Annotated in this window: 21 protein-coding genes and 1 other RNA gene; 12 read left to right on the plus strand and 10 right to left on the minus strand. The window is 69.1% G+C overall.

Features of this window, described 5'->3' with window-relative positions:
- Positions 1-15 precede the first annotated feature (15 nt).
- Together FJ311_00480 and FJ311_00485 are read right to left on the minus strand one after the other, a co-directional pair.
- Positions 16-732 carry a histidinol phosphate phosphatase gene (locus FJ311_00480; protein ID MBM3949913.1) on the minus strand — a complete coding sequence of 239 codons (717 nt, stop codon included), beginning with the start codon at positions 730-732 and terminating at the stop codon, positions 16-18.
- Between the two features lie 79 nt (positions 733-811).
- Positions 812-1,348, minus strand: a complete 537-nt coding sequence (locus tag FJ311_00485) for a cytochrome c family protein (GenBank protein ID MBM3949914.1) — start codon at positions 1,346-1,348, stop codon at positions 812-814.
- A gap of 83 nt (positions 1,349-1,431) precedes the next feature.
- On the opposite strand from FJ311_00485, the gene FJ311_00490 reads away from it, so the two are divergent.
- Both FJ311_00490 and FJ311_00495 read left to right on the plus strand, forming a co-directional pair.
- Positions 1,432-2,211, plus strand: a complete 780-nt coding sequence (locus FJ311_00490) for a 3-deoxy-manno-octulosonate cytidylyltransferase (GenBank protein MBM3949915.1) — start codon at positions 1,432-1,434, stop codon at positions 2,209-2,211.
- Positions 2,208-3,080 (plus strand): prephenate dehydratase, encoded by an 873-nt coding sequence (locus FJ311_00495; protein ID MBM3949916.1) that lies wholly within the window; start codon positions 2,208-2,210, stop codon positions 3,078-3,080. The genes FJ311_00490 and FJ311_00495 overlap by 4 nt, the downstream gene beginning before the upstream one ends.
- Before the next feature lie 9 nt (positions 3,081-3,089).
- On the opposite strand, the gene FJ311_00500 is transcribed toward FJ311_00495, so the two are convergent.
- Both FJ311_00500 and nudC read right to left on the minus strand, forming a co-directional pair.
- The gene (locus tag FJ311_00500) at positions 3,090-3,407 is read right to left on the minus strand and encodes an antibiotic biosynthesis monooxygenase (protein ID MBM3949917.1); all 318 of its coding nucleotides are present in this window, start codon (positions 3,405-3,407) and stop codon (positions 3,090-3,092) included.
- Positions 3,408-3,429: 22 nt separating this feature from the next.
- Complete coding sequence (nudC, locus tag FJ311_00505) at positions 3,430-4,392, minus strand: NAD(+) diphosphatase (protein ID MBM3949918.1); 963 nt, start codon at positions 4,390-4,392, stop codon at positions 3,430-3,432.
- Between the two features lie 141 nt (positions 4,393-4,533).
- Between nudC and FJ311_00510 the strand changes: the two genes are divergently transcribed.
- The 3 genes from FJ311_00510 to FJ311_00520 all read left to right on the plus strand — a co-directional run bounded on the left by FJ311_00510 (position 4,534) and on the right by FJ311_00520 (position 7,691).
- Positions 4,534-5,619, plus strand: a complete 1,086-nt coding sequence (locus FJ311_00510) for a hypothetical protein (protein ID MBM3949919.1) — start codon at positions 4,534-4,536, stop codon at positions 5,617-5,619.
- A 96-nt stretch (positions 5,620-5,715) separates the two neighbouring features.
- Positions 5,716-5,814: signal recognition particle sRNA small type (ffs, locus tag FJ311_00515), an RNA gene on the plus strand.
- A 41-nt stretch (positions 5,815-5,855) separates the two neighbouring features.
- Entirely contained in the window at positions 5,856-7,691 is a 1,836-nt protein-coding gene (locus tag FJ311_00520; protein ID MBM3949920.1) for a DNA polymerase III subunit gamma/tau, read from the plus strand.
- 1 nt (position 7,692) lies between these two features.
- On the opposite strand, the gene FJ311_00525 is transcribed toward FJ311_00520, so the two are convergent.
- On the minus strand, positions 7,693-8,517 hold the full coding sequence (locus FJ311_00525) for a bacteriohemerythrin (GenBank protein MBM3949921.1): 825 nt from the start codon (positions 8,515-8,517) through the stop codon (positions 7,693-7,695).
- 212 nt (positions 8,518-8,729) lie between these two features.
- Between FJ311_00525 and FJ311_00530 the strand changes: the two genes are divergently transcribed.
- The 4 genes from FJ311_00530 (at position 8,730) to FJ311_00545 (ending at position 10,434) form a co-directional block, all read left to right on the plus strand.
- Positions 8,730-9,053: a YbaB/EbfC family nucleoid-associated protein gene (locus FJ311_00530; GenBank protein ID MBM3949922.1), complete on the plus strand. Its 324-nt coding sequence runs from the start codon at positions 8,730-8,732 to the stop codon at positions 9,051-9,053.
- A 25-nt stretch (positions 9,054-9,078) separates the two neighbouring features.
- The gene (gene recR, locus FJ311_00535; protein ID MBM3949923.1) at positions 9,079-9,666 is read left to right on the plus strand and encodes a recombination protein RecR; all 588 of its coding nucleotides are present in this window, start codon (positions 9,079-9,081) and stop codon (positions 9,664-9,666) included.
- A 73-nt stretch (positions 9,667-9,739) separates the two neighbouring features.
- Complete coding sequence (locus tag FJ311_00540; protein ID MBM3949924.1) at positions 9,740-10,042, plus strand: type II toxin-antitoxin system ParD family antitoxin; 303 nt, start codon at positions 9,740-9,742, stop codon at positions 10,040-10,042.
- The gene (locus FJ311_00545) at positions 10,039-10,434 is read left to right on the plus strand and encodes a type II toxin-antitoxin system RelE/ParE family toxin (GenBank protein ID MBM3949925.1); all 396 of its coding nucleotides are present in this window, start codon (positions 10,039-10,041) and stop codon (positions 10,432-10,434) included. Before FJ311_00540 ends, FJ311_00545 begins: the two co-directional genes overlap by 4 nt.
- A 43-nt stretch (positions 10,435-10,477) precedes the next feature.
- On the opposite strand, the gene rmuC is transcribed toward FJ311_00545, so the two are convergent.
- Both rmuC and FJ311_00555 read right to left on the minus strand, forming a co-directional pair.
- Positions 10,478-11,419, minus strand: coding sequence for a DNA recombination protein RmuC (rmuC, locus tag FJ311_00550; protein MBM3949926.1), 942 nt, complete (start codon positions 11,417-11,419; stop codon positions 10,478-10,480).
- 9 nt (positions 11,420-11,428) lie between these two features.
- Positions 11,429-12,688, minus strand: a complete 1,260-nt coding sequence (locus tag FJ311_00555; GenBank protein ID MBM3949927.1) for a nucleoside:proton symporter — start codon at positions 12,686-12,688, stop codon at positions 11,429-11,431.
- A gap of 69 nt (positions 12,689-12,757) precedes the next feature.
- Between FJ311_00555 and FJ311_00560 the strand changes: the two genes are divergently transcribed.
- The 3 genes from FJ311_00560 to truA are packed head-to-tail and all read left to right on the plus strand — an operon-like array spanning position 12,758 to position 14,983.
- Positions 12,758-13,312, plus strand: coding sequence for a peptide deformylase (locus FJ311_00560; GenBank protein MBM3949928.1), 555 nt, complete (start codon positions 12,758-12,760; stop codon positions 13,310-13,312).
- 7 nt (positions 13,313-13,319) lie between these two features.
- Entirely contained in the window at positions 13,320-14,246 is a 927-nt protein-coding gene (locus FJ311_00565; protein ID MBM3949929.1) for a methionyl-tRNA formyltransferase, read from the plus strand.
- Positions 14,246-14,983 carry a tRNA pseudouridine(38-40) synthase TruA gene (truA, locus tag FJ311_00570; GenBank protein ID MBM3949930.1) on the plus strand — a complete coding sequence of 246 codons (738 nt, stop codon included), beginning with the start codon at positions 14,246-14,248 and terminating at the stop codon, positions 14,981-14,983. Before FJ311_00565 ends, truA begins: the two co-directional genes overlap by 1 nt.
- A gap of 12 nt (positions 14,984-14,995) precedes the next feature.
- On the opposite strand, the gene FJ311_00575 is transcribed toward truA, so the two are convergent.
- The 3 genes from FJ311_00575 to dapE all read right to left on the minus strand — a co-directional run bounded on the left by FJ311_00575 (position 14,996) and on the right by dapE (position 16,857).
- The gene (locus FJ311_00575; GenBank protein ID MBM3949931.1) at positions 14,996-15,313 is read right to left on the minus strand and encodes a type II toxin-antitoxin system RelE/ParE family toxin; all 318 of its coding nucleotides are present in this window, start codon (positions 15,311-15,313) and stop codon (positions 14,996-14,998) included.
- The gene (locus FJ311_00580) at positions 15,310-15,570 is read right to left on the minus strand and encodes a type II toxin-antitoxin system ParD family antitoxin (protein MBM3949932.1); all 261 of its coding nucleotides are present in this window, start codon (positions 15,568-15,570) and stop codon (positions 15,310-15,312) included. The genes FJ311_00575 and FJ311_00580 overlap by 4 nt, the downstream gene beginning before the upstream one ends.
- A gap of 90 nt (positions 15,571-15,660) precedes the next feature.
- Positions 15,661-16,857 (minus strand): succinyl-diaminopimelate desuccinylase, encoded by a 1,197-nt coding sequence (gene dapE / locus FJ311_00585; GenBank protein ID MBM3949933.1) that lies wholly within the window; start codon positions 16,855-16,857, stop codon positions 15,661-15,663.
- Between the last annotated feature and the right edge of the window lies 1 nt (position 16,858).

The raw sequence follows: 16,858 nt of genomic DNA on the forward strand, positions 1-16,858 counted from the left end.
AAGGGAGGGCCGCCATCAAGCTCCCGCGAGCGCCGCCATCGCCTCCGCGTGCCGTCGCCGATCGCCCGCCGCCAGAACCTGGCCCTCCGAATCGAGGCCGAGCGGCCGGCCGCGCCAATCGGTGATGATTCCACCCGCGCCTTCCACCACCGCCACCAGCGGAAGATAGTCCACCGGCTTCATGGTCGCCTCGCAGACCAGATCGACGAACCCTTCCGCGAGCAGGCCGTAGGCGAGGCACTCGGCCCCAAAGACCGGATGCTTGACCTTCTTCTTGAGACGGGCGAAGGCGTCGGCTTCCGCGCCCGGGCGGAACATCTCCGGCGTGGTGGCGTAGAGCCAGGCGTCCTTCAGTGCATCGCACGAACGCACGCGCACGACTTCGCCGTTGCGCGTCGTCGGCCGGCCCGCGATTCCGAGATAACGCACGTCGATCGCCGGATGATCGATGATTCCGAGGATCGGGCGGCCTTGGCGCAGCAACGCGATCAGCGTGCCGAACAAGGGCTTCCCCGTGACGAACGACTTGGTGCCGTCGATCGGATCGATCACCCAGACCCATTCGGCGTCGGCGCGCGTCGAGGCCATCTCCTCGCCGACCACGCCGTGGCCGGGCTGTTCCTCGGCGACGACCGCGCGCAACGCCCACTCGCACTCGCGATCGGCGACGGTAACCGGCGAGGAATCCGCCTTGTCGTCGATCGCCAGCGCGCGGGTCCGGAAATACGGCATGACCGCCGCGCGCGCGGCGTCCGCGAGCCGGAGCGCGAGCGCGACGAGGGCGTCGGGAACGCCGGGAGTTCCGGTCACGTCAGGGCAGCGGTTTCGGCGAGTCGCTGAGCGAGCGCAGGAATGCGATCACCGCGGCGCGCTCGGCGGCGTCCGGCAGCCCGGCGAAGGTCATCTTGTTGCCGGGGGCGTAGTCCTTCGGGCTCTTGAGGAACGTGTCCAGATTTTCGTAGGTCCATTCCTTGCCGACTTTGCCGAGCGCGGGCGAATAGTTGAACCCGTCCGCCTTGGCCGCGCTCCTTCCGACCACGTCCCACAGCGCCGGGCCGACCTTGTGCTTGGCGCCCTTTTCGGCGGCGTGGCAGGCGACGCACTTGCGGAACACCTTGGCGCCATTGTCGGGCGTGGCGGCGGCGAGCAGGGTCTTGAAATCCTGCGGCGGGGCGGCGGCCGCGGCGGTGGCGGCGGGCGCGGCAGCGGTCTTGGTTTCGGCGAACGGCAGCTTTTCGGAACCGGCGGTGCGCGGCGCGACCAGCACGTCGGCCAGCATATGGCCGCCCCAGATCAGCCACGCGGCGATCAGGAGTCCGGCGCCCGCTTTTTCGAGAAATGACATCATGGTCTGCTGTCCCTTGCGTCGGGCGAATGTAGCGGGCCCGACACAGGTATTCAACCGCCGCCCGGCGCGATAATGTGGCGCAAATGTCCGTTCCGCCCCGCATCCAACCCCGCAATCCGGTCGCGGTGATTCCGGCGCGCATGGCCTCGACCCGTTTTCCGGGAAAGCCGCTCGCCGATCTTCTGGGCGAGCCGATGATCGTTCACGTCTGGCGGCGCGCCCGCGAGGCCGCCGTCGGCCCGGTGATCGTCGCGGCCGCCGAACAAGAAATCGCCGACGCCGTGCGCCGCGCGGGCGGCGAGGCGGTGCTGACCGCGCCCGAGCTGCCGTCGGGTTCGGACCGCATCCACGCGGCGCTCGCGGCCTTCGATCCCGAAAGGCGCTTCGACGCGGTGGTCAACGTCCAGGGCGATCTGCCGACCATCGAGGCGGAAGCGGTGCGCGCGGCGCTGGAGCCGCTCGCCGACGCGGCCGTCGACATCGCCACCCTGGTCGCCGAGATCGCGGAACCCGAGGAACGCGACGACCCCAACGTGGTCAAGGCCGCGGTCGGCTTCGCGCCCGGATCGCGCATCGCCCGCGCGCTCTATTTCAGCCGGGCCGCGATCCCCTCGGGCGCGGGGCCGCTTTATCACCATATCGGCCTCTACGCCTACCGGCGGGAGGCGTTGGAGCGGTTCGTCGGCCTGCCCGAAAGCCCGCTCGAAAAACGCGAACGGCTGGAGCAGTTGCGCGCGCTCGAAGCCGGAATGCGCATCGCCGCGCGGCTCGTTGACACCGTTCCGCTCGGTGTCGATACTCCCGCCGACCTCGCGCGCGCGCGCGAAATTATTAAGGCGCGTCAACCAGCGAACCGCCGATGACGAAAGCGAAAGAACGCGGGACCATCGCCTTCCAGGGCGCGGCCGGGGCCTATTCCGACCTCGCCTGCCGCGAAGCCTATCCGGCGATGCGGACGCTGCCGTGCCGAACCTTCGAGGACGCGTTCGAGGCGCTGGCCAAGGGCCGCGCCCGGCTGGCCATGATCCCGATCGAAAATTCGGTCGCCGGGCGCGTCGCCGACATCCATCACCTGCTGCCCGATTCGGGGCTTTATATCGTCGGCGAGCATTTCCAGCGGGTGAACCATCATCTGCTCGGTCTCAAGGGCGCGCGCCTCGGCGACATCGTCCGCGTCCACAGCCACGTGCACGCCCTCAATCAATGCCGCAAGTTGATCCGCCGGCTGCGCCTGCACCCGGTCGTCACCGAGGACACCGCCGGCGCGGCGGCGCACATCGCCAAGCTCGGCGATCCGACGCAAGGAGCGATCGCGTCCAAGCTCGCGGCGCGCATCTACGGCCTCAAGTCGCTCAAGGCCAATATCGAGGACGCCGAACACAACACCACCCGCTTCATCGTCATGGCGAAGAAGCCGCGCATGCCGCGCCCCGGATCCGGCCCGGTCATCACCAGCTTCGTGTTCCGCGTGCGCAACGTGCCGGCGGCGCTGTTGAAGGCGCTGGCCGGCTTCGCCACCAACGGCGTCAACATGACCAAGCTCGAAAGCTACGTCAGCCCCGATTTCGTCGCCGCCCAGTTCTACGCCGACATCGAGGGGCACCCCGAGGACCGCAACGTCAAGCTCGCGTTCGAGGAGCTCGGCTTCTACACCCACGAGGTCAAGGTGCTCGGCGTCTATCCCGCGCACGCCTACCGTCTCAAGATGGAAAAGCGCGCCGCCGGAAAGTAAGGCGGGACGTCAATGCTTCAGCTTCGCGCGCAGCTCGTAATGCCGCGAGCGTTCGTCGAATCGCGCCAGGAGCGCGCGCGCCTTGGCCGGGACATAGGCCGTTTCGTGATCCTCGCCGGCGAAACGCCTGACCGCATCCCACCCGTCGAACCGCATCACGGTGACGAATTCCACCTCGTCGCCGACCGGACGCCGTAGAAGGTCGATGCCCCGGTATCCGGCGACGCCCTTGGCGGCGATGCCCGGAAAAATCTCCGTTTTAAGCAAATTCTCGTAGGCGTCGGCGTTTGCCGGCGTCGTCCAACCGTGCCAAATGCGGATGATCATGGGGGCGTCCTTTACGCGCGCGTCAATCCTCTTCCGCCAGCCATTCTTCTATCAAGAAGCGCGCGATCGAATCGGGCCGCGACAGCCTGAGGTCGCCCTCCGGCAACGCCTTCAACTCGGCGCGCGTGAACCAGCGCGCGTCGGCCAGTTCCTTTCCGTCGCGGCGAATGGCGTCGTCGGCCGCCGCGGCGCGGAAGCCGAGCATGAGGGACGCGGGAAACGGCCATGGCTGCGACGCGCGGTAGGATATGGCGGCGAGCCGCACGCCCGCCTCCTCCATCGCCTCGCGCGCGACCGCCGCTTCGAGCGCCTCGCCCGGCTCGACGAAACCGGCGAGCGCCGAATACATGCCCTCGGGCCAGTGGTGCTGGCGGGCGAGCAGGCAGCGCGCCGCGCCCGGCTTGCGGCGCGGCGCCGGTCGCGTCAGCAGCATGATGACCGCCGGATCGGTGCGCGGGAAATGATCGCGGCCGCAATCGGGACGGACGCAGCGCCGGGCATGGCCGCCGTCGCGCGATTCGGTCGGCGCGCCGCAGGCGCCGCAGAACCGGCTCGCGCCGTGCCAATGCGCCAGGCCGCGCGCGCAGGCGAGCAGCGCGGCCTCGCCGCCCGCCAGCAGCGCGCCCGCGGACCTCAGATCCCGGAACGCGGCGCCGTCCGACGCACCGTTCAGGAACCCGCCGAGATCGGCCTCGGCGATGTCCGACACGTCGGTGGCGAACCACGCCCCTTGGGCGTCGGCGCCGAGAAAAATCCGCTCCCGGCCGGCGGCCAACGCGCGGCGCGCCGCCTCGCCGGCGAGCGCGACCATCGCCGGCGCGCCGTCCGCGGTGATCAGGTTGCGGTTGCGCCAAACCGGCACGACCCGGGTCGAGGACGCGGCCGCCGCTTCGGCCAGGGCCGCCGCGTCGCGGCGCAGGTGGCTCGCCCGGTCGAGCGGAAACGCGCAATAGGCGATTCGCGGGCGGTGATCGCGCTCCGGCATGGCCGCCAAAATCGCATGCATGCCCGCCGCCGACAATCGGCGGTTTTTCGCCGATTTTGAGGCTTTTTTAACCAAGCGGCGGTTAATCAGGCAGTTGGTCCTCCGGGCGCCACGCGGCGCCGCTGGGCAAGGGGCGACGGTATGGCGGCTCGCAAGCGAAGGTTCGGATGCGGCGCGGTTCTCGCGGCGACGATCGTCGCCGGGTGCGCGCAGGTATCCATGCCGAGCGTGTTCGACGCCTGCGAGCCGGTGCCGGCCGGCGCGTTCGACGCGGTCGACTGGAACGCTGCGCGCCTGATCAACGTTCGCGTCCGCCACGGCGAGTTTCAGCCTTCCCTGATCCGGCTGTATCAGGATCGCCCCTACGTGATGCGGCTCGAAAACCGCGACTCCACGTCGCGCCGGTTCCAGGCGTCGGGATTCTTCGCCGCCGTCCACATCCAGTCGATCACGCGCTCGAGCGGACCGGCGACCGAGGTATCTTGCCCGTACGGGATTTCGGTCGCGCCGCGCGAGGTGGTCGAGGTGCGCTTCATCGCCGCGCGCGACGGGCGCTACGAATACCGCGACGATTTCCTGCCCTTCATGTTCGGGGGCATCCCGGACGGCATCGTCCACATCGAGGCGCCGCCGATGTTCGCCGCCCTGATGCCGCCTGCGATTCCCGGAATCACCAAACCCGTCGACGACATCCCGGTAGGTCCCTACGCGCCGGCGAGCGTCCCGGTCGTTCCGCCGGCGCCGGAAGCGCCTTCGCCCGCCGAGCCCGCCGCGATGCCCGCGGTTCCGCCCGCGCCCGAAACGCCGGCGATGCCGACGGAGCCTTCCGCGCTCCCGGTTCCGATGCCGGCACCCGAAGCGCCGCCCGCGGTGCCGACCGAGCCCGTCACCCTTCCCGTGCCACTGCCCGCGCCCGAAACGCCGCCCACGACGGAGCCCGTGACTGCACCCGTCATTCCGCCCGCGCCCGAAACTCCGGCGATGCCGACGGAACCGTCGGCGCTGCCGGTTCCCATGCCCGCGCCGCAAACACCCGCGACGCCTGTCGAGCCCTCCGCGTTTCCGATCGCGCCGCCCGCGCCGGAGACGCCGCCCGCCGCCGAACCCGCCGCGCCGATCTTCACGCTGCCGCCGCCCGCGATCGACAGGCCGCGCCCGCTGGCGCCCGAACACACGCCCGGCAATATTCCGCCGCGTCCGGGCGGCGTCGGCCTGTTCGGCCAATAATTTTCCGCGCGCGTCTTATTTATCCACACGCTGTCCGCGCGCGCATCGGTTAGTGCGCGCTTTCCGTTCCGGTCCCTCGCTTGGTATAGTCGGGCCGGGAGGTTGGCGCCGGACGAGCCCCTCGCCAACCCGGTCAGGTCCGGAAGGAAGCAGCCGTAACGAGTTCCGGCCCGGGTCGACGTTCAACCTCCCACCTTCGCGGCTTGATCATTGCCACCGAAACCGGACGAGCGCCGATGACCGAACCGGCCGATCGCGATCCCGTTGCCTCCGACCGGACCGACGCGCCCCTAGCGGGGCACGCCGCCGGCGCCTATCGGGTGCTCGCCCGCAAGTACCGCCCCGCCACCTTCGCCGACCTGATCGGCCAGGAGGCGATGGTGCGCACGCTGACCAACGCCCTGCGCTCGGGCCGGCTCGCGCACGCCTTCGTGCTGACCGGGGTGCGCGGGGTCGGCAAGACCACGACCGCCCGCATCATCGCCCGCGCCCTCAACTGCGTCGGGCCCGACGGTCGGGGCGGGCCGACCGCCGAGCCCTGCGGCCGCTGCGAGCATTGCCGCGCGATCGCCGAGGACCGCCACGTCGACGTGATCGAGATGGACGCCGCCAGCCGCACCGGCGTCGACGACATCCGCGAGCTGATCGACGGCGTGCGCTACCGCCCGACCTCGGCGCGTTACAAGATCTACATCGTCGACGAAGTGCACATGCTGTCGAAGAACGCCTTCAACGCGCTCCTGAAGACGCTGGAGGAACCGCCGCCGCACGTCAAATTCGTCTTCGCCACCACCGAAATCCGCAAGATCCCGGTCACCGTGCTGTCGCGCTGCCAGCGCTTCGATTTGCGCCGCATCGACGAGGACGCTTTGCGCGCGCACTTCCGCGCCATCGCCGAACGCGAGGGCGCGAAAATCGCCGACGCCGCCCTCGGCCTGATCGCGCGCGCCGCCGACGGCAGCGTGCGCGACGGCTTGAGCCTGCTCGACCAGGCCATCTCCCACGTCGAGGATCAAAACGAAATCGGCGAAGCCGACGTGCGCGCCATGCTCGGGCTCGCCGACCGCACGCTCACCTTCGATCTGGTCGAGGCGGCGCTCGCGGGCGACGCGGCGCGCGCGCTCGGCGTTCTTGCCGCCCAGCACGACGCCGGGGCCGACGCCGCGCAGGCGATCGAGGACGCGCTCGGCTTGGTCCATTGGCTGACGCGGATCAAGCTCGCGCCCGAGGCCGCCGACGATCTCGCCGTGCCCGAATTGGAACGAAAGCGCGGCCGCGCCATGGCCGAAGCGCTTTCGATCCCGGCGCTGGCGCGGGCGTGGCAGGTTCTGCTGAAGGGCCTCGCCGAAACCCGAAGCGCCCCCAACGGCGCGGAAGCGGCGGCGATGGTGCTGGTCAGACTTGCTTACGCGAGCGCGCTGCCGACGCCGGAAGAAGCGATCCGCGCCCTCGACGCGGGCGGCGCCGCGCGTCCGGCGACGATATCGCCGTCGGCGCCCAGGACGACCGTTCCGCCTCCGCCCGCGTCGGCGTCGGCGCGTCCCTCGACCGCGCCCCGTACGTCCGCCGCGCTCGCGCAAACCATACCGATGGCCGCGCCGCAAACCGACCAGCCGGTCGCCGCCGAAACCGCCGCACCGATTGCGTTCGAGTCGCCCAAGCTGGAGACCTTCGAGCAGGTGGCGGCCTTGGCCTCCGCGCGGAAAGAAGGCCGCCTCGCCGGTCATTTGCAGCGCGACGTGCATTTGGTCCGGTTCGAGCCGGGCCGGATCGAATTCCGCCCCGGCGAACACGCCCCCGACGACCTCGCCCGCCAACTCAGCGCCTTTCTCAACCGCGAAACCGGCCGCACCTGGCTGATCGGCGTGTCCTCCGCCGCCGGCGGCCGCACGCTGGCGGAAGAGAAGGAAGCCGCACGCGCCTCCTTGCGCGCCGAGATCGCCGAGCACCCCTTCGTCAAGGCGGTGCAGGCCGCATTCCCCGGCGCCCGGATCGAGGACGTGCGCCCGCCCAAGCGCGAGGACGCGCCGGAAATCGGAGAAGCAAGCGAAGAGCCGAGCGGCGAATTCTGATCTAGGCCCCGACCAGGGCGTGCGCCAAGGCGGCGGGCGAAATCGGTTTTTCCAGAACCGCGTCCAACGTTCCCGAACCGGCCTGATTCCAGATTTGATCGGCGGCGAGGCCGCTGAGGGCGACGATTCGCGTTTGAGGCGAAACCGCCCGGATCGCGGCGGCGAACGCGTGCGCGGGCATTCCGTCCATCACCCAATCGCAAATGACCCGGTTCCCCGGCCGTTGGTTCCAGCGGTCGATGGCTTCCGCGCCGCTGGCCGCGAGGCTGACATCCTTCACGCCGAAAGCCTTGAGGACGCTGACGAGGAACTTGCGGAACCTGGGATTATCCTCGACCACCTGCACGCGCATGCGGGCAAAATCGGGGTTACGCACGCCGATGCTGTCCGCGAAGTGAATCGATTCGGCGTTCGCGACGGCCCCGGTCATAGTGCGGCATTGTTCCAGATAGGCGAAATCCTCGGTCCGGATGTGCTCGACCAGCCATCGATGCAAAAAGTCGCGCACTTCGTTCTTCTCGACGCTGGCGGAGTCTTGGCGGAACTTGCGGGTGATTTCCGCCACCCGCCCGGCGATATTGCCGTGGATGCGGCGGTGTTCCTCGAACCCGGCGTAGCCGCAGGCCAGCAGCATCGCTTCCTCGCGGGCGAAATGATAGACGGTGTAGTCGTTGAGCGCGTTCAGCACGCTGGCGAGTAATGCGGTCTCCTCGGCGGCACTGATTCCCTCTTCGACCTGATTGAGCAGCCCGACCAACATCCGATGATCCGCGTCCACGAACGGAATCCCGGTTTCCAGCGATTGTGTCCAATGAATCTTGGCCATCTACTGCTTCCTTCCGTGACCGGGGCGGTCGCTTCCCGAACTCCCGCAAATTGTATAGTTTTGCCGAAATGCGGTACTATTATGGAAAAACCCTCATCCATGTGTGGTTAGAGAACTTTTTGATTTTTGAAGAAATTCCGGATCGTATGGTCTAACCCGATGCGAAGCCCACGGCGCCGATTTGGTTGCGTATCCGAAACGAGGTCCGAACGATGAAAAACCTAGCCCAGATGCTGAAGCAGGCGGGCGAGCTGCAGGCGCGCATGCAGGCGATGCAGGATCAGCTCGCGACCCTCGAAGTCACCGGCGGCGCGGGCAATGGCAAGGTCGAGGTGGTCGCCACCGGCAAGGGCGAGGTGCGCCGGGTGCGGATCGCCCCCGAGCTGCTCGTCCAGGGCGACGCCGGCCTGCTGGAGGATTTGGTGCGGGTCGCCGTCAACGACGCCCGCGCCAAGGCCGACGCCGAGGCGAAGGCGCGCCTTTCCGAACTCACCGGCGGGCTGCCGCTGCCGCCCGGATTCCAATTGCCGTTCTAGTCGCCGGCCTTATGCCCAACGTCTCATGCTCGACATCGAACGCCTGATCCAGATGCTCGCGCGCCTGCCGAGCCTCGGGCCCCGCTCGGCCCGGCGCGTCGCGCTGCACCTTTTGAAACGCAAGGACGCGACGCTGACGCCGCTGGTCCAGGCGCTGACCGAGGCCGCCGCCAACGTCCGCACGTGTTCCGCCTGCGGCAACCTCGACACCGCCGATCCGTGCGGCATCTGCGCCGACGCCAAGCGCGATCTCTCGGTGCTGTGCGTGGTGGAAGACGTGGCCGATTTGTGGGCGATGGAGCGCGCGGGCGCCTTTCGCGGGCGCTATCACGTGCTGGGGGGCGCGCTCTCGGCGCTCGACGGCGTCGGCCCCGAGGAATTGCGCATCCCGAAGCTGGTCGAGCGCGTCGCCGCCGAGCGGATCGGCGAGGTGATCCTCGCCACCAACGCCACTGTCGAGGGCCAGACCACGGCGCACTACATCGCCGAACGGCTGGCCGGCACCGGGGCCAAGGTTTCGGGCCTCGCCCAGGGGATTCCGGTCGGCGGCGAACTCGATTACCTCGACGACGGCACGCTGTCGGCCGCGCTCAAGGCGCGCCGCGTGTTGTAGCGGGCGCCGGCTTGCCGCCGCCGCCCCGTTGGCATAATATGCCATAGCCCGCCGCGCACTTCGGAAAACGCCAATGCCGACCCGCAACGTCGTCCTGACCGAACGCCAAACCCGCCAGATCGAACGGCTGGTGTCGTCCGGCCGCTACCAGAACGCGAGCGAGGTTCTGCGCGAGGGCTTGCGGCTGATCGAATCCCGGGACGCGGAGGAAAAAGCGCGCCGCGCCGCCTTGCGCGCCGCCGTCCAGGTCGGCATCGACGACATCGAGGCCGGACGGTACCGGAGCTTCGCGAGCCCGGGCGCGCTGCGCCGGTACCTGAAAACGTCGGCGAGGGCGGCGATCAAACAAGGCCGCGCGCGAACGGAGCCGGATTGAGGCCCGCGCGCGGTTCCTGGCGGGTGCGCCTGACGGCCGCCGCCGAAACCGACTTCAACCGGATTTTGCGGGAAACCGCCGAACGCTTCGGCGAGCGCCAGGCGACCGTCTACGCCGAAACGCTGCTGGCCGCGCTGGAGGCGTTGCGGGACGGCCCGCGCGCGCCGGGCGCCAGGCCGCGCGACGAACTGGCCAAGGGAATTTTCACGCTCCATGCCGCGCGCGCCGGGCGCAAGGCCCGGCACTTGATCGTGTTCCGGATCGAACCGGGGCGCGGCGGAAAATTCGTGCAGGTCTTGCGCGTCCTGCACGAAGCGATGGATTTGCCCCGCCGCGTCGCGCCGATAGGCGCGCATTCGCGCGTCGCAACGGGCGAAAGCGGCGATTCTTGAGGGCGGCGCGACGCGCTCAAGGCGCGCCGGGCGCTGTAGGACTCTATTTCTTCTCCGGCACGTCCGCCTCGGCGACGCGGGCGATGCGGCCGGCGAGCTTGTCGGCCGAAATCCGCACCTGGCGCAGCGTGTCGACCACCCGGCCGAATCCGGTTTCCAGTTCGCCCGCGCGCTGTACCAGGCGGTCGGCGTCGTCCTTGAGCCGCTGCACCTCGGTGCGGATTTCCTCGGCGCGCTCGACCATCGCCGCGTCCTGCACGACGGCGCGCACCGTGGTCAGCGCCGCCATCAGCGTGGTCGGCGAGACGATCCCGACGCGCAACCGGTGCGCCTCCTCGACCGCGTCGGAAAGATGGGCGTGGATTTCGGCGTAGACCGCTTCCGAGGGCACGAACATCAGCGCCCAGTCGGCGGTTTCGCCGCGCACGATGTATTTCTCGGCGATGTCCTTGACGTGCTTGACCACGTCCTGGCCGAGCTGCTTTCGCGCCCGGATGCGCGCCGCGTCGTCGGCGGCCGCCTGCACCGCGCGGAACGATTCCAACGGGAACTTGGCGTCGACCCCGATCGGTCCCGGCGGTTTCGGCAATTTGACCAGGCAATCGACGCGCTTGCCGTTGGCGAGCGTCGCCTGCATTTCGAACATGCCTTCCGCCAGCACGTCGCGGACCAAATCCTCCATCTGGCGCTGGCCGAAGGCGCCGCGCGCCTGCTTGTCGCCGAACACGCGGTTGAGGTCGACCACCTGCTCGGCGAGCTTCTCGATGTTGGCGCGCGCCGAATCGATCACCGCCACCTTGTCGGTGATCGATTGCAGCCGCTGGTGGGTATGGCCGAAGGCCGCCGTGATTTCGCCCTTCAAAGCGGCGAACTCGCGCATCACGCCGTCGAACGGCTCCGCCGACGCGCCCCGCCTAAGCGCGACGAAGGCGAGCACAAGCGCCGCGAGCGCGACGATGACGGCGGCGACGGCGACGAGTTCCATCGCGCGAGCCTACCACGAAAGTCCGGCCATCGCCCCGGCAAGCGCGGTGGCGAGCGTGCCGGAGACGATGGTCTTGGGCCCGAGCGCCACGATCTCGGCCCGCCGTGCGGGCGCGATGGTGGCGAGCCCGCCGATCATGATGCCGAGGCTGCCGAAATTGGCGAAGCCGCAGAGCGCATAGGTCATGATCAGGCGCGAGCGCGGGCTGAGATCGGCGTCGGTGTATTTGGCGAGTTCGAGATAGGCGAGCAGTTCGTTGAGCACGGTCTTGATCCCGAACAGCCGCCCGGCGGCGAGCGCCTCGTCCCACGGCACGCCGACCGCGAGCGCGAGCGGCGCCAGCGCGAGTCCGAATAGACGTTCGAGGGTGACCTTGGCCCCGCCCACGTCGGGCAATAGGCCGAGCGCCTGGTTGACCAAGCCGACGAGGGCCACCAGCACGATCAGCATGGCGACGATGTTGATCAGGAGTTGCGCGCCGTCGAGGGTGCCGCGCGTGATCGCCTCCCACGCGCCTTGATGGTCCGAGGGCGGCAATGTTTCCTCGGCCGCGCCCGGCCGCGCCGCCGCGTCCGCCGGCACCATGACGCGCGCGATCACGATCGCCGCCGGCGCCGCGAGCAGCGAGGCGACCAGGATGTGCCCGAGCGCGTCCGGCACGGCGGTCGCCAGGAACGACGCATAGAGCGCCATCACCGTTCCGGCGATGGTCGCCATGCCGCAACTCATCACCGAAAAAAGTTCCGCGCGCGACAGCCGTTCGAGATAGGGCCGGATCAGGAGCGGCGCCTCGACCATGCCGACGAACACGTTGGCGGCGGCCGACAGGCCCTCGGCCCCGCCGACGCCCATGGCGCGGCGCAGCACCCACGCGAACGCCTTGACGATCGCCGGCAGCACCCGCCAGTGGAACAGCAGCGCCGAGAGCGCGCTCATCACCAGGACCAAGGGCAGCGCCTGGAACGCGAGCACGAAGCTGGCGCCGGCGTAGGTTTCCGCGAACGGCAGCGGCCCGCCGCCCAGGTAGCCGAACACGAAGCTTGTGCCCGCCTGGGTCGCGCGCTGGAGCGCGAGCAGCGCGTCGTTGAGCAGCAGCAGCGCGTCCTTGACCAAGGGCACCTTGAGCAGCAGCAGCGCCAGCGCGAATTGCAGCAGGAGCCCGCCGGCGACCAGCCGGCCCGAAACCGCGCGCTTGTTTTCCGACAACGCAAACGCGATCGCGACCAACGCGGCGATTCCGCCCAGGCTTTGCAACGCCAACCAATTCAACGGTTTATCCCCCTTGGCCCGCGCCCGCCCCGGCTTGACGGGGGTCGATGCGCGCTCTATGTCGGGGCCATGGCCCGGCTTCCCATCATCATCGCTCCCGACCCCCGGCTCAAGGCCAAGGCCGAGCCGGTCGCCAAGGTCGACGCCGACATCCGCCGCCTGATGGACGACATGCTGGAAACCATGCACGGCGCCAACGGCATCGGTTTGGCCGCGCCCCAGGTCGGCGTCCTGAAGCGCGTGATCGTGGTCGATATCGCGAAACCGCGGGATCGCGCGCGCGGAGCGCTCGATAACGACGAGCCGCCCATGCGCCTGCGCATGGCCAACCCGGAGATCGTCTGGGCCTCCGACGACGAGGTCGCGCGCGACGAAGGGTGCCTGTCGTTTCCCGAGCAGTTCGCCGAAATCCGCCGCCCGGGCAAGATTCGCGTCCGCTACCTCGACCACGAAAACGAAATCCGCGAAATGGAGGCGGACGGATTGCTCGCGGTCTGCATCCAGCACGAAATGGATCACCTCGACGGCGTGCTGCTGGTCGATCGCGTGTCGGCGGTGAAGCGCGATATCATTCTTCGCAAGCTGGCCAAGGCCAAGCGTCTCGCCGAAGCCGAGGCGGTCTGACGGCGCGATGGCCCGCGCCCTCGACCTCGTCTTCATGGGCAGCGCCGAATTCGGCCGGTCGGCGCTGAAGGCGCTGCTTAATGCCGGGCATCGGATCACGGCGGTTTACGCCCAGCCGCCCAAGCCCGCCGGACGCGGGCAACACGAACACCCCTGCCCGATCCACGCCGCCGCGCGCGATCTCGGAATTCCCGTGCGCACGCCGAAATCCTTGCGCGACGGCGCCGAACAGGAATCCTTCGCGCGCCTGAAGGCCGACGCGGCGGTGGTCGCCGCCTACGGGCTGATCCTGCCGCGCCCGGTCCTGGAGGCGCCGCGCTTGGGCTGTCTCAACATCCACGCCTCGGCTCTCCCGCGCTGGCGCGGAGCGGCGCCGATCCAGCGCGCGATCCTCGCGGGCGACGCGGAAACCGGCGTCACCATCATGCAGATGGACGAGGGACTCGATACCGGCGCCATCCTGCTCATGGAAAAAATCCCGATCGGCCCGACGACGACGGCGGGCGAGCTGCACGACGCCCTCGGCGATCTCGGCGCCCGGCTGATCGTACGCGCGCTCGAAGGCGTGGCGGCGGGAACGCTCGCGGCGACGCCGCAACCGAAGGACGGCGTCACCTACGCCGCCAAGCTTTCCCGCGACGAAGGCCGCCTCGATTGGCGCAAGCCGGCGAGCGAACTCGCGCGCGCGGTGCGCGCCTTCGATCCCTGGCCCGGCACCTGGTTCGAAAAAGACGGCGAGCGGATCAAGGTGCTGGCGGTGGAAGTGGTAGAAGGACACGGCGCGCCGGGAACGGTGCTCGACAATGCACCGACTATTGCCTGCGGCGCGGGCGCGTTGCGGCTGGTCACGCTCCAGCGCGCGGGCCGCGCGGCCATGACGGCAGGAGAATTTTTGCGCGGCTTTCCGCTTCCCCCCGGCACGGTGCTTTCCTGATGCCGCGCTATCGCCTGCTGCTCGAATACGACGGCGGGCCGTTCGTCGGCTGGCAACGCCAGGACAACGGGCTTTCGGTGCAGGAAGTGCTCGAAGACGCCATCTTCGCCTTGAGCGGCGAGAAGGCCGAAACGGTCGCGGCCGGGCGCACCGACGCGGGCGTGCATGCCTTGGGCCAGGTGGTGCACTTCGACCTGGGCCGCGAGTTTCCGCCGGATACGGTGCGCGACGCCCTCAACTTCCACATGAAGCCGAACCCGGTCGCGGTGCGCGAAGCCGCCTTGGCCGCGCCCGATTTCCACGCCCGCTTTTCGGCGACGTCGCGCGCCTACGTCTATCGCATCGCCAACCGGCGCGCGCGGCTCGCGCTCGATTTCGGACGCAAGTGGTGGGTGCCGGCGCCGCTCGACGCCGAGGCCATGAACGCGGCGGCGAAGATGCTGGTCGGGCGGCACGACTTCACCACCTTCCGCGCGTCGCTCTGCCAGGCGAAATCGCCGGTGAAGACCCTCGACGTTCTCGACGTCGCGCGCGAGGGCGAGGACATTACCGTGTCCGCCCGCGCGCGCTCGTTTCTCCATCACCAGGTGCGCAACATGGTGGGCACGTTGCGCCTGGTGGGCGAAGGCAAGTGGACTGTCGCCGACGTGCGGGCCGCGCTCGAGGCCCGCGACCGCACCCAGGGCGGCCCGACTGCGCCGCCGGAGGGGTTGTATCTGGTGGAAGTGACGTATTAGCGCACGGGCGTTTCAATCGTCGTTCGTTCCGCGCATGGCCCGCGCGAAGTCCCGCCCACCGAACAGAATCCGAACGACGACCACTTCGGTTTTCAGCACCTGGAACACGATGGTCGCCCGCCGCTCGAAACCCACCGTCCGCAGCCCTTGGCGAATGTCGTCCCGCCGCGCGCCGCGTTCGGGAAAGATTTCGAGCGCCAAGCAGGCCGCCTCGATCCGGTCGATGTAGGCTCCGGCGACGACGCGCCCCGAGTTTCCGGCGATATGGCGATAGAGCGCGAGCAGGTCGGCTTCGGCGCGCGGCCGGAAGACGACCTGATAGTTCTTCACTTCGCGCGGCGCGCGTGGTGGGCGCGGAGCCGCGCGAACACCTTGGCCGCCGGCACGTTCGGCCGGGGATCGGCGAAGGCCTCGTCCACGCGCCGGCGCAGCCAAGCGTCGAGAACCGCTTCCTCGCGGTCGAGCGCGCGCACCGCCGCGCGCACGACCTCGCTCGCCGAGGCGTAGGCGCCGGACTTGACCCGCGCCTCGACCCGCTTGCGAAGGGCGCCCAGGGTGACGGTGACGGGACGGCTGGTGCGGGGCATGGGTCGCGCTTTCTCCGGTCGAACGACGGAATATGACAATGTCATACTAGTTCGCTCGCCGCGCGAACGCAAGCCTTACGCCCGCATGGATCAAGACGCGGCGAAATAGCGCTTCAGGATCCGGTAATAGATTTCCTCGAGGCGCTTCAAGTCCTCGAGCGCCATCCATTCGTCCACCTTGTGCGAGGTGGCGTTGACGCCGCCGAATTCGATCACCGGGCAATAGTGGCGGATGAAGCGCGCGTCCGAAGTGCCGCCGTGGGTGCTGAGTTCGGGCGTCAACCCGGTCACCTCGCGCACCGCCGCCGTCACCAGCTCGCTCAAGCGTCCGGGCGGCACCACGAACGGCTCGCCGGTCACGTGCATCGCCAACTCGAACTTGCCGCCGATTTTTTCGCAGCGTTCGCGCAGAAGTTTTTTGAGCGATTCGCCCGAATGGCGGTCGTTGAAGCGAATGTTGAACCGGGCCTCGGCCTTGGCCGGCGTCACGTTGGTCGCCGGATTGCCGACGTCGATGGAAGTGACGGCGACGGTCGAGGGCTGGAAATGCGTCGAGCCGGGATCGAGCGGCACGTCGGTAATCGCCGCCAGCATTTTCAGGAGCCGCGGGATCGGGTTGTCGGTCGCTTCCGGATAGGCCGAATGGCCCTGAATGCCGTGCACGGCGAGCGAGGCATTGAGGCTGCCGCGACGGCCGATCTTGGCCATTTCGCCGAAGGTCTTGGGGCTGGTCGGCTCGCCCACCAGGCAGGCGTCGATTTTTTCGCCCTCGCCCGCGAGCGTCTTCAGCATCTTGGCGGTGCCGTTGATGGAAGGTCCTTCCTCGTCGCCGGTGATCATCAGGCTGACGGAGCCGGGAAACGCACCGCCACTTTCGGCGAGCAGGCGCGCGGTCGCGGCGACGAAGGCGGCGATGGCGCCCTTCATGTCGGAGGCGCCCCGGCCGTAAAGGCGCCCGTCCTTGACCACGGCGCCGAACGGATCGACCGACCAGCCCTTGGCGTCGCCGACCGGGACCACGTCGGTGTGGCCGGCGAAACAGAAATGCGGCGCGCGCGAACCCAGGCGGGCATAGAGGTTGTCGACGTCGGGCGTGCCCGGCTCCGAGTACGGCATCCGCCGGCAGGAAAATCCGAGCGGCTTCAATGCGCCTTCGAGCACCGCGAGCACGCCTTCGTCCTTCGGCGTCACGCTCGGCCGGCGGATCAGGGCGCGCGCGAGTTCGAGGGACGCGGGATTGGCCCCGGAGGGGCCGGCCGCGCCGAGGCCTGAAGAAGACGCGGGCATG

It is taken from the genome of Rhodospirillales bacterium, assembly GCA_016872535.1.
Lineage (GTDB): Bacteria > Pseudomonadota > Alphaproteobacteria > Rhodospirillales > 2-12-FULL-67-15 > 2-12-FULL-67-15.

What these genes read in the sequence shown, in the direction of transcription:
- FJ311_00480 (MBM3949913.1), bottom strand. Translation starts at nt 732, where the DNA reads ATGCCGTATTTCCGGACCCGCGCGCTGGCGATCGACGACAAGGCGGAT.
- FJ311_00485 (MBM3949914.1), bottom strand. Translation starts at nt 1,348, where the DNA reads ATGATGTCATTTCTCGAAAAAGCGGGCGCCGGACTCCTGATCGCCGCG.
- FJ311_00490 (MBM3949915.1), top strand. Translation starts at nt 1,432, where the DNA reads ATGTCCGTTCCGCCCCGCATCCAACCCCGCAATCCGGTCGCGGTGATT.
- FJ311_00495 (MBM3949916.1), top strand. Translation starts at nt 2,208, where the DNA reads ATGACGAAAGCGAAAGAACGCGGGACCATCGCCTTCCAGGGCGCGGCC.
- FJ311_00500 (MBM3949917.1), bottom strand. Translation starts at nt 3,407, where the DNA reads ATGATCATCCGCATTTGGCACGGTTGGACGACGCCGGCAAACGCCGAC.
- nudC (MBM3949918.1), bottom strand. Translation starts at nt 4,392, where the DNA reads ATGCCGGAGCGCGATCACCGCCCGCGAATCGCCTATTGCGCGTTTCCG.
- FJ311_00510 (MBM3949919.1), top strand. Translation starts at nt 4,534, where the DNA reads ATGGCGGCTCGCAAGCGAAGGTTCGGATGCGGCGCGGTTCTCGCGGCG.
- FJ311_00520 (MBM3949920.1), top strand. Translation starts at nt 5,856, where the DNA reads ATGACCGAACCGGCCGATCGCGATCCCGTTGCCTCCGACCGGACCGAC.
- FJ311_00525 (MBM3949921.1), bottom strand. Translation starts at nt 8,517, where the DNA reads ATGGCCAAGATTCATTGGACACAATCGCTGGAAACCGGGATTCCGTTC.
- FJ311_00530 (MBM3949922.1), top strand. Translation starts at nt 8,730, where the DNA reads ATGAAAAACCTAGCCCAGATGCTGAAGCAGGCGGGCGAGCTGCAGGCG.
- recR (MBM3949923.1), top strand. Translation starts at nt 9,079, where the DNA reads ATGCTCGACATCGAACGCCTGATCCAGATGCTCGCGCGCCTGCCGAGC.
- FJ311_00540 (MBM3949924.1), top strand. Translation starts at nt 9,740, where the DNA reads ATGCCGACCCGCAACGTCGTCCTGACCGAACGCCAAACCCGCCAGATC.
- rmuC (MBM3949926.1), bottom strand. Translation starts at nt 11,419, where the DNA reads ATGGAACTCGTCGCCGTCGCCGCCGTCATCGTCGCGCTCGCGGCGCTT.
- FJ311_00560 (MBM3949928.1), top strand. Translation starts at nt 12,758, where the DNA reads ATGGCCCGGCTTCCCATCATCATCGCTCCCGACCCCCGGCTCAAGGCC.
- FJ311_00565 (MBM3949929.1), top strand. Translation starts at nt 13,320, where the DNA reads ATGGCCCGCGCCCTCGACCTCGTCTTCATGGGCAGCGCCGAATTCGGC.
- truA (MBM3949930.1), top strand. Translation starts at nt 14,246, where the DNA reads ATGCCGCGCTATCGCCTGCTGCTCGAATACGACGGCGGGCCGTTCGTC.
- FJ311_00580 (MBM3949932.1), bottom strand. Translation starts at nt 15,570, where the DNA reads ATGCCCCGCACCAGCCGTCCCGTCACCGTCACCCTGGGCGCCCTTCGC.
- dapE (MBM3949933.1), bottom strand. Translation starts at nt 16,857, where the DNA reads ATGCCCGCGTCTTCTTCAGGCCTCGGCGCGGCCGGCCCCTCCGGGGCC.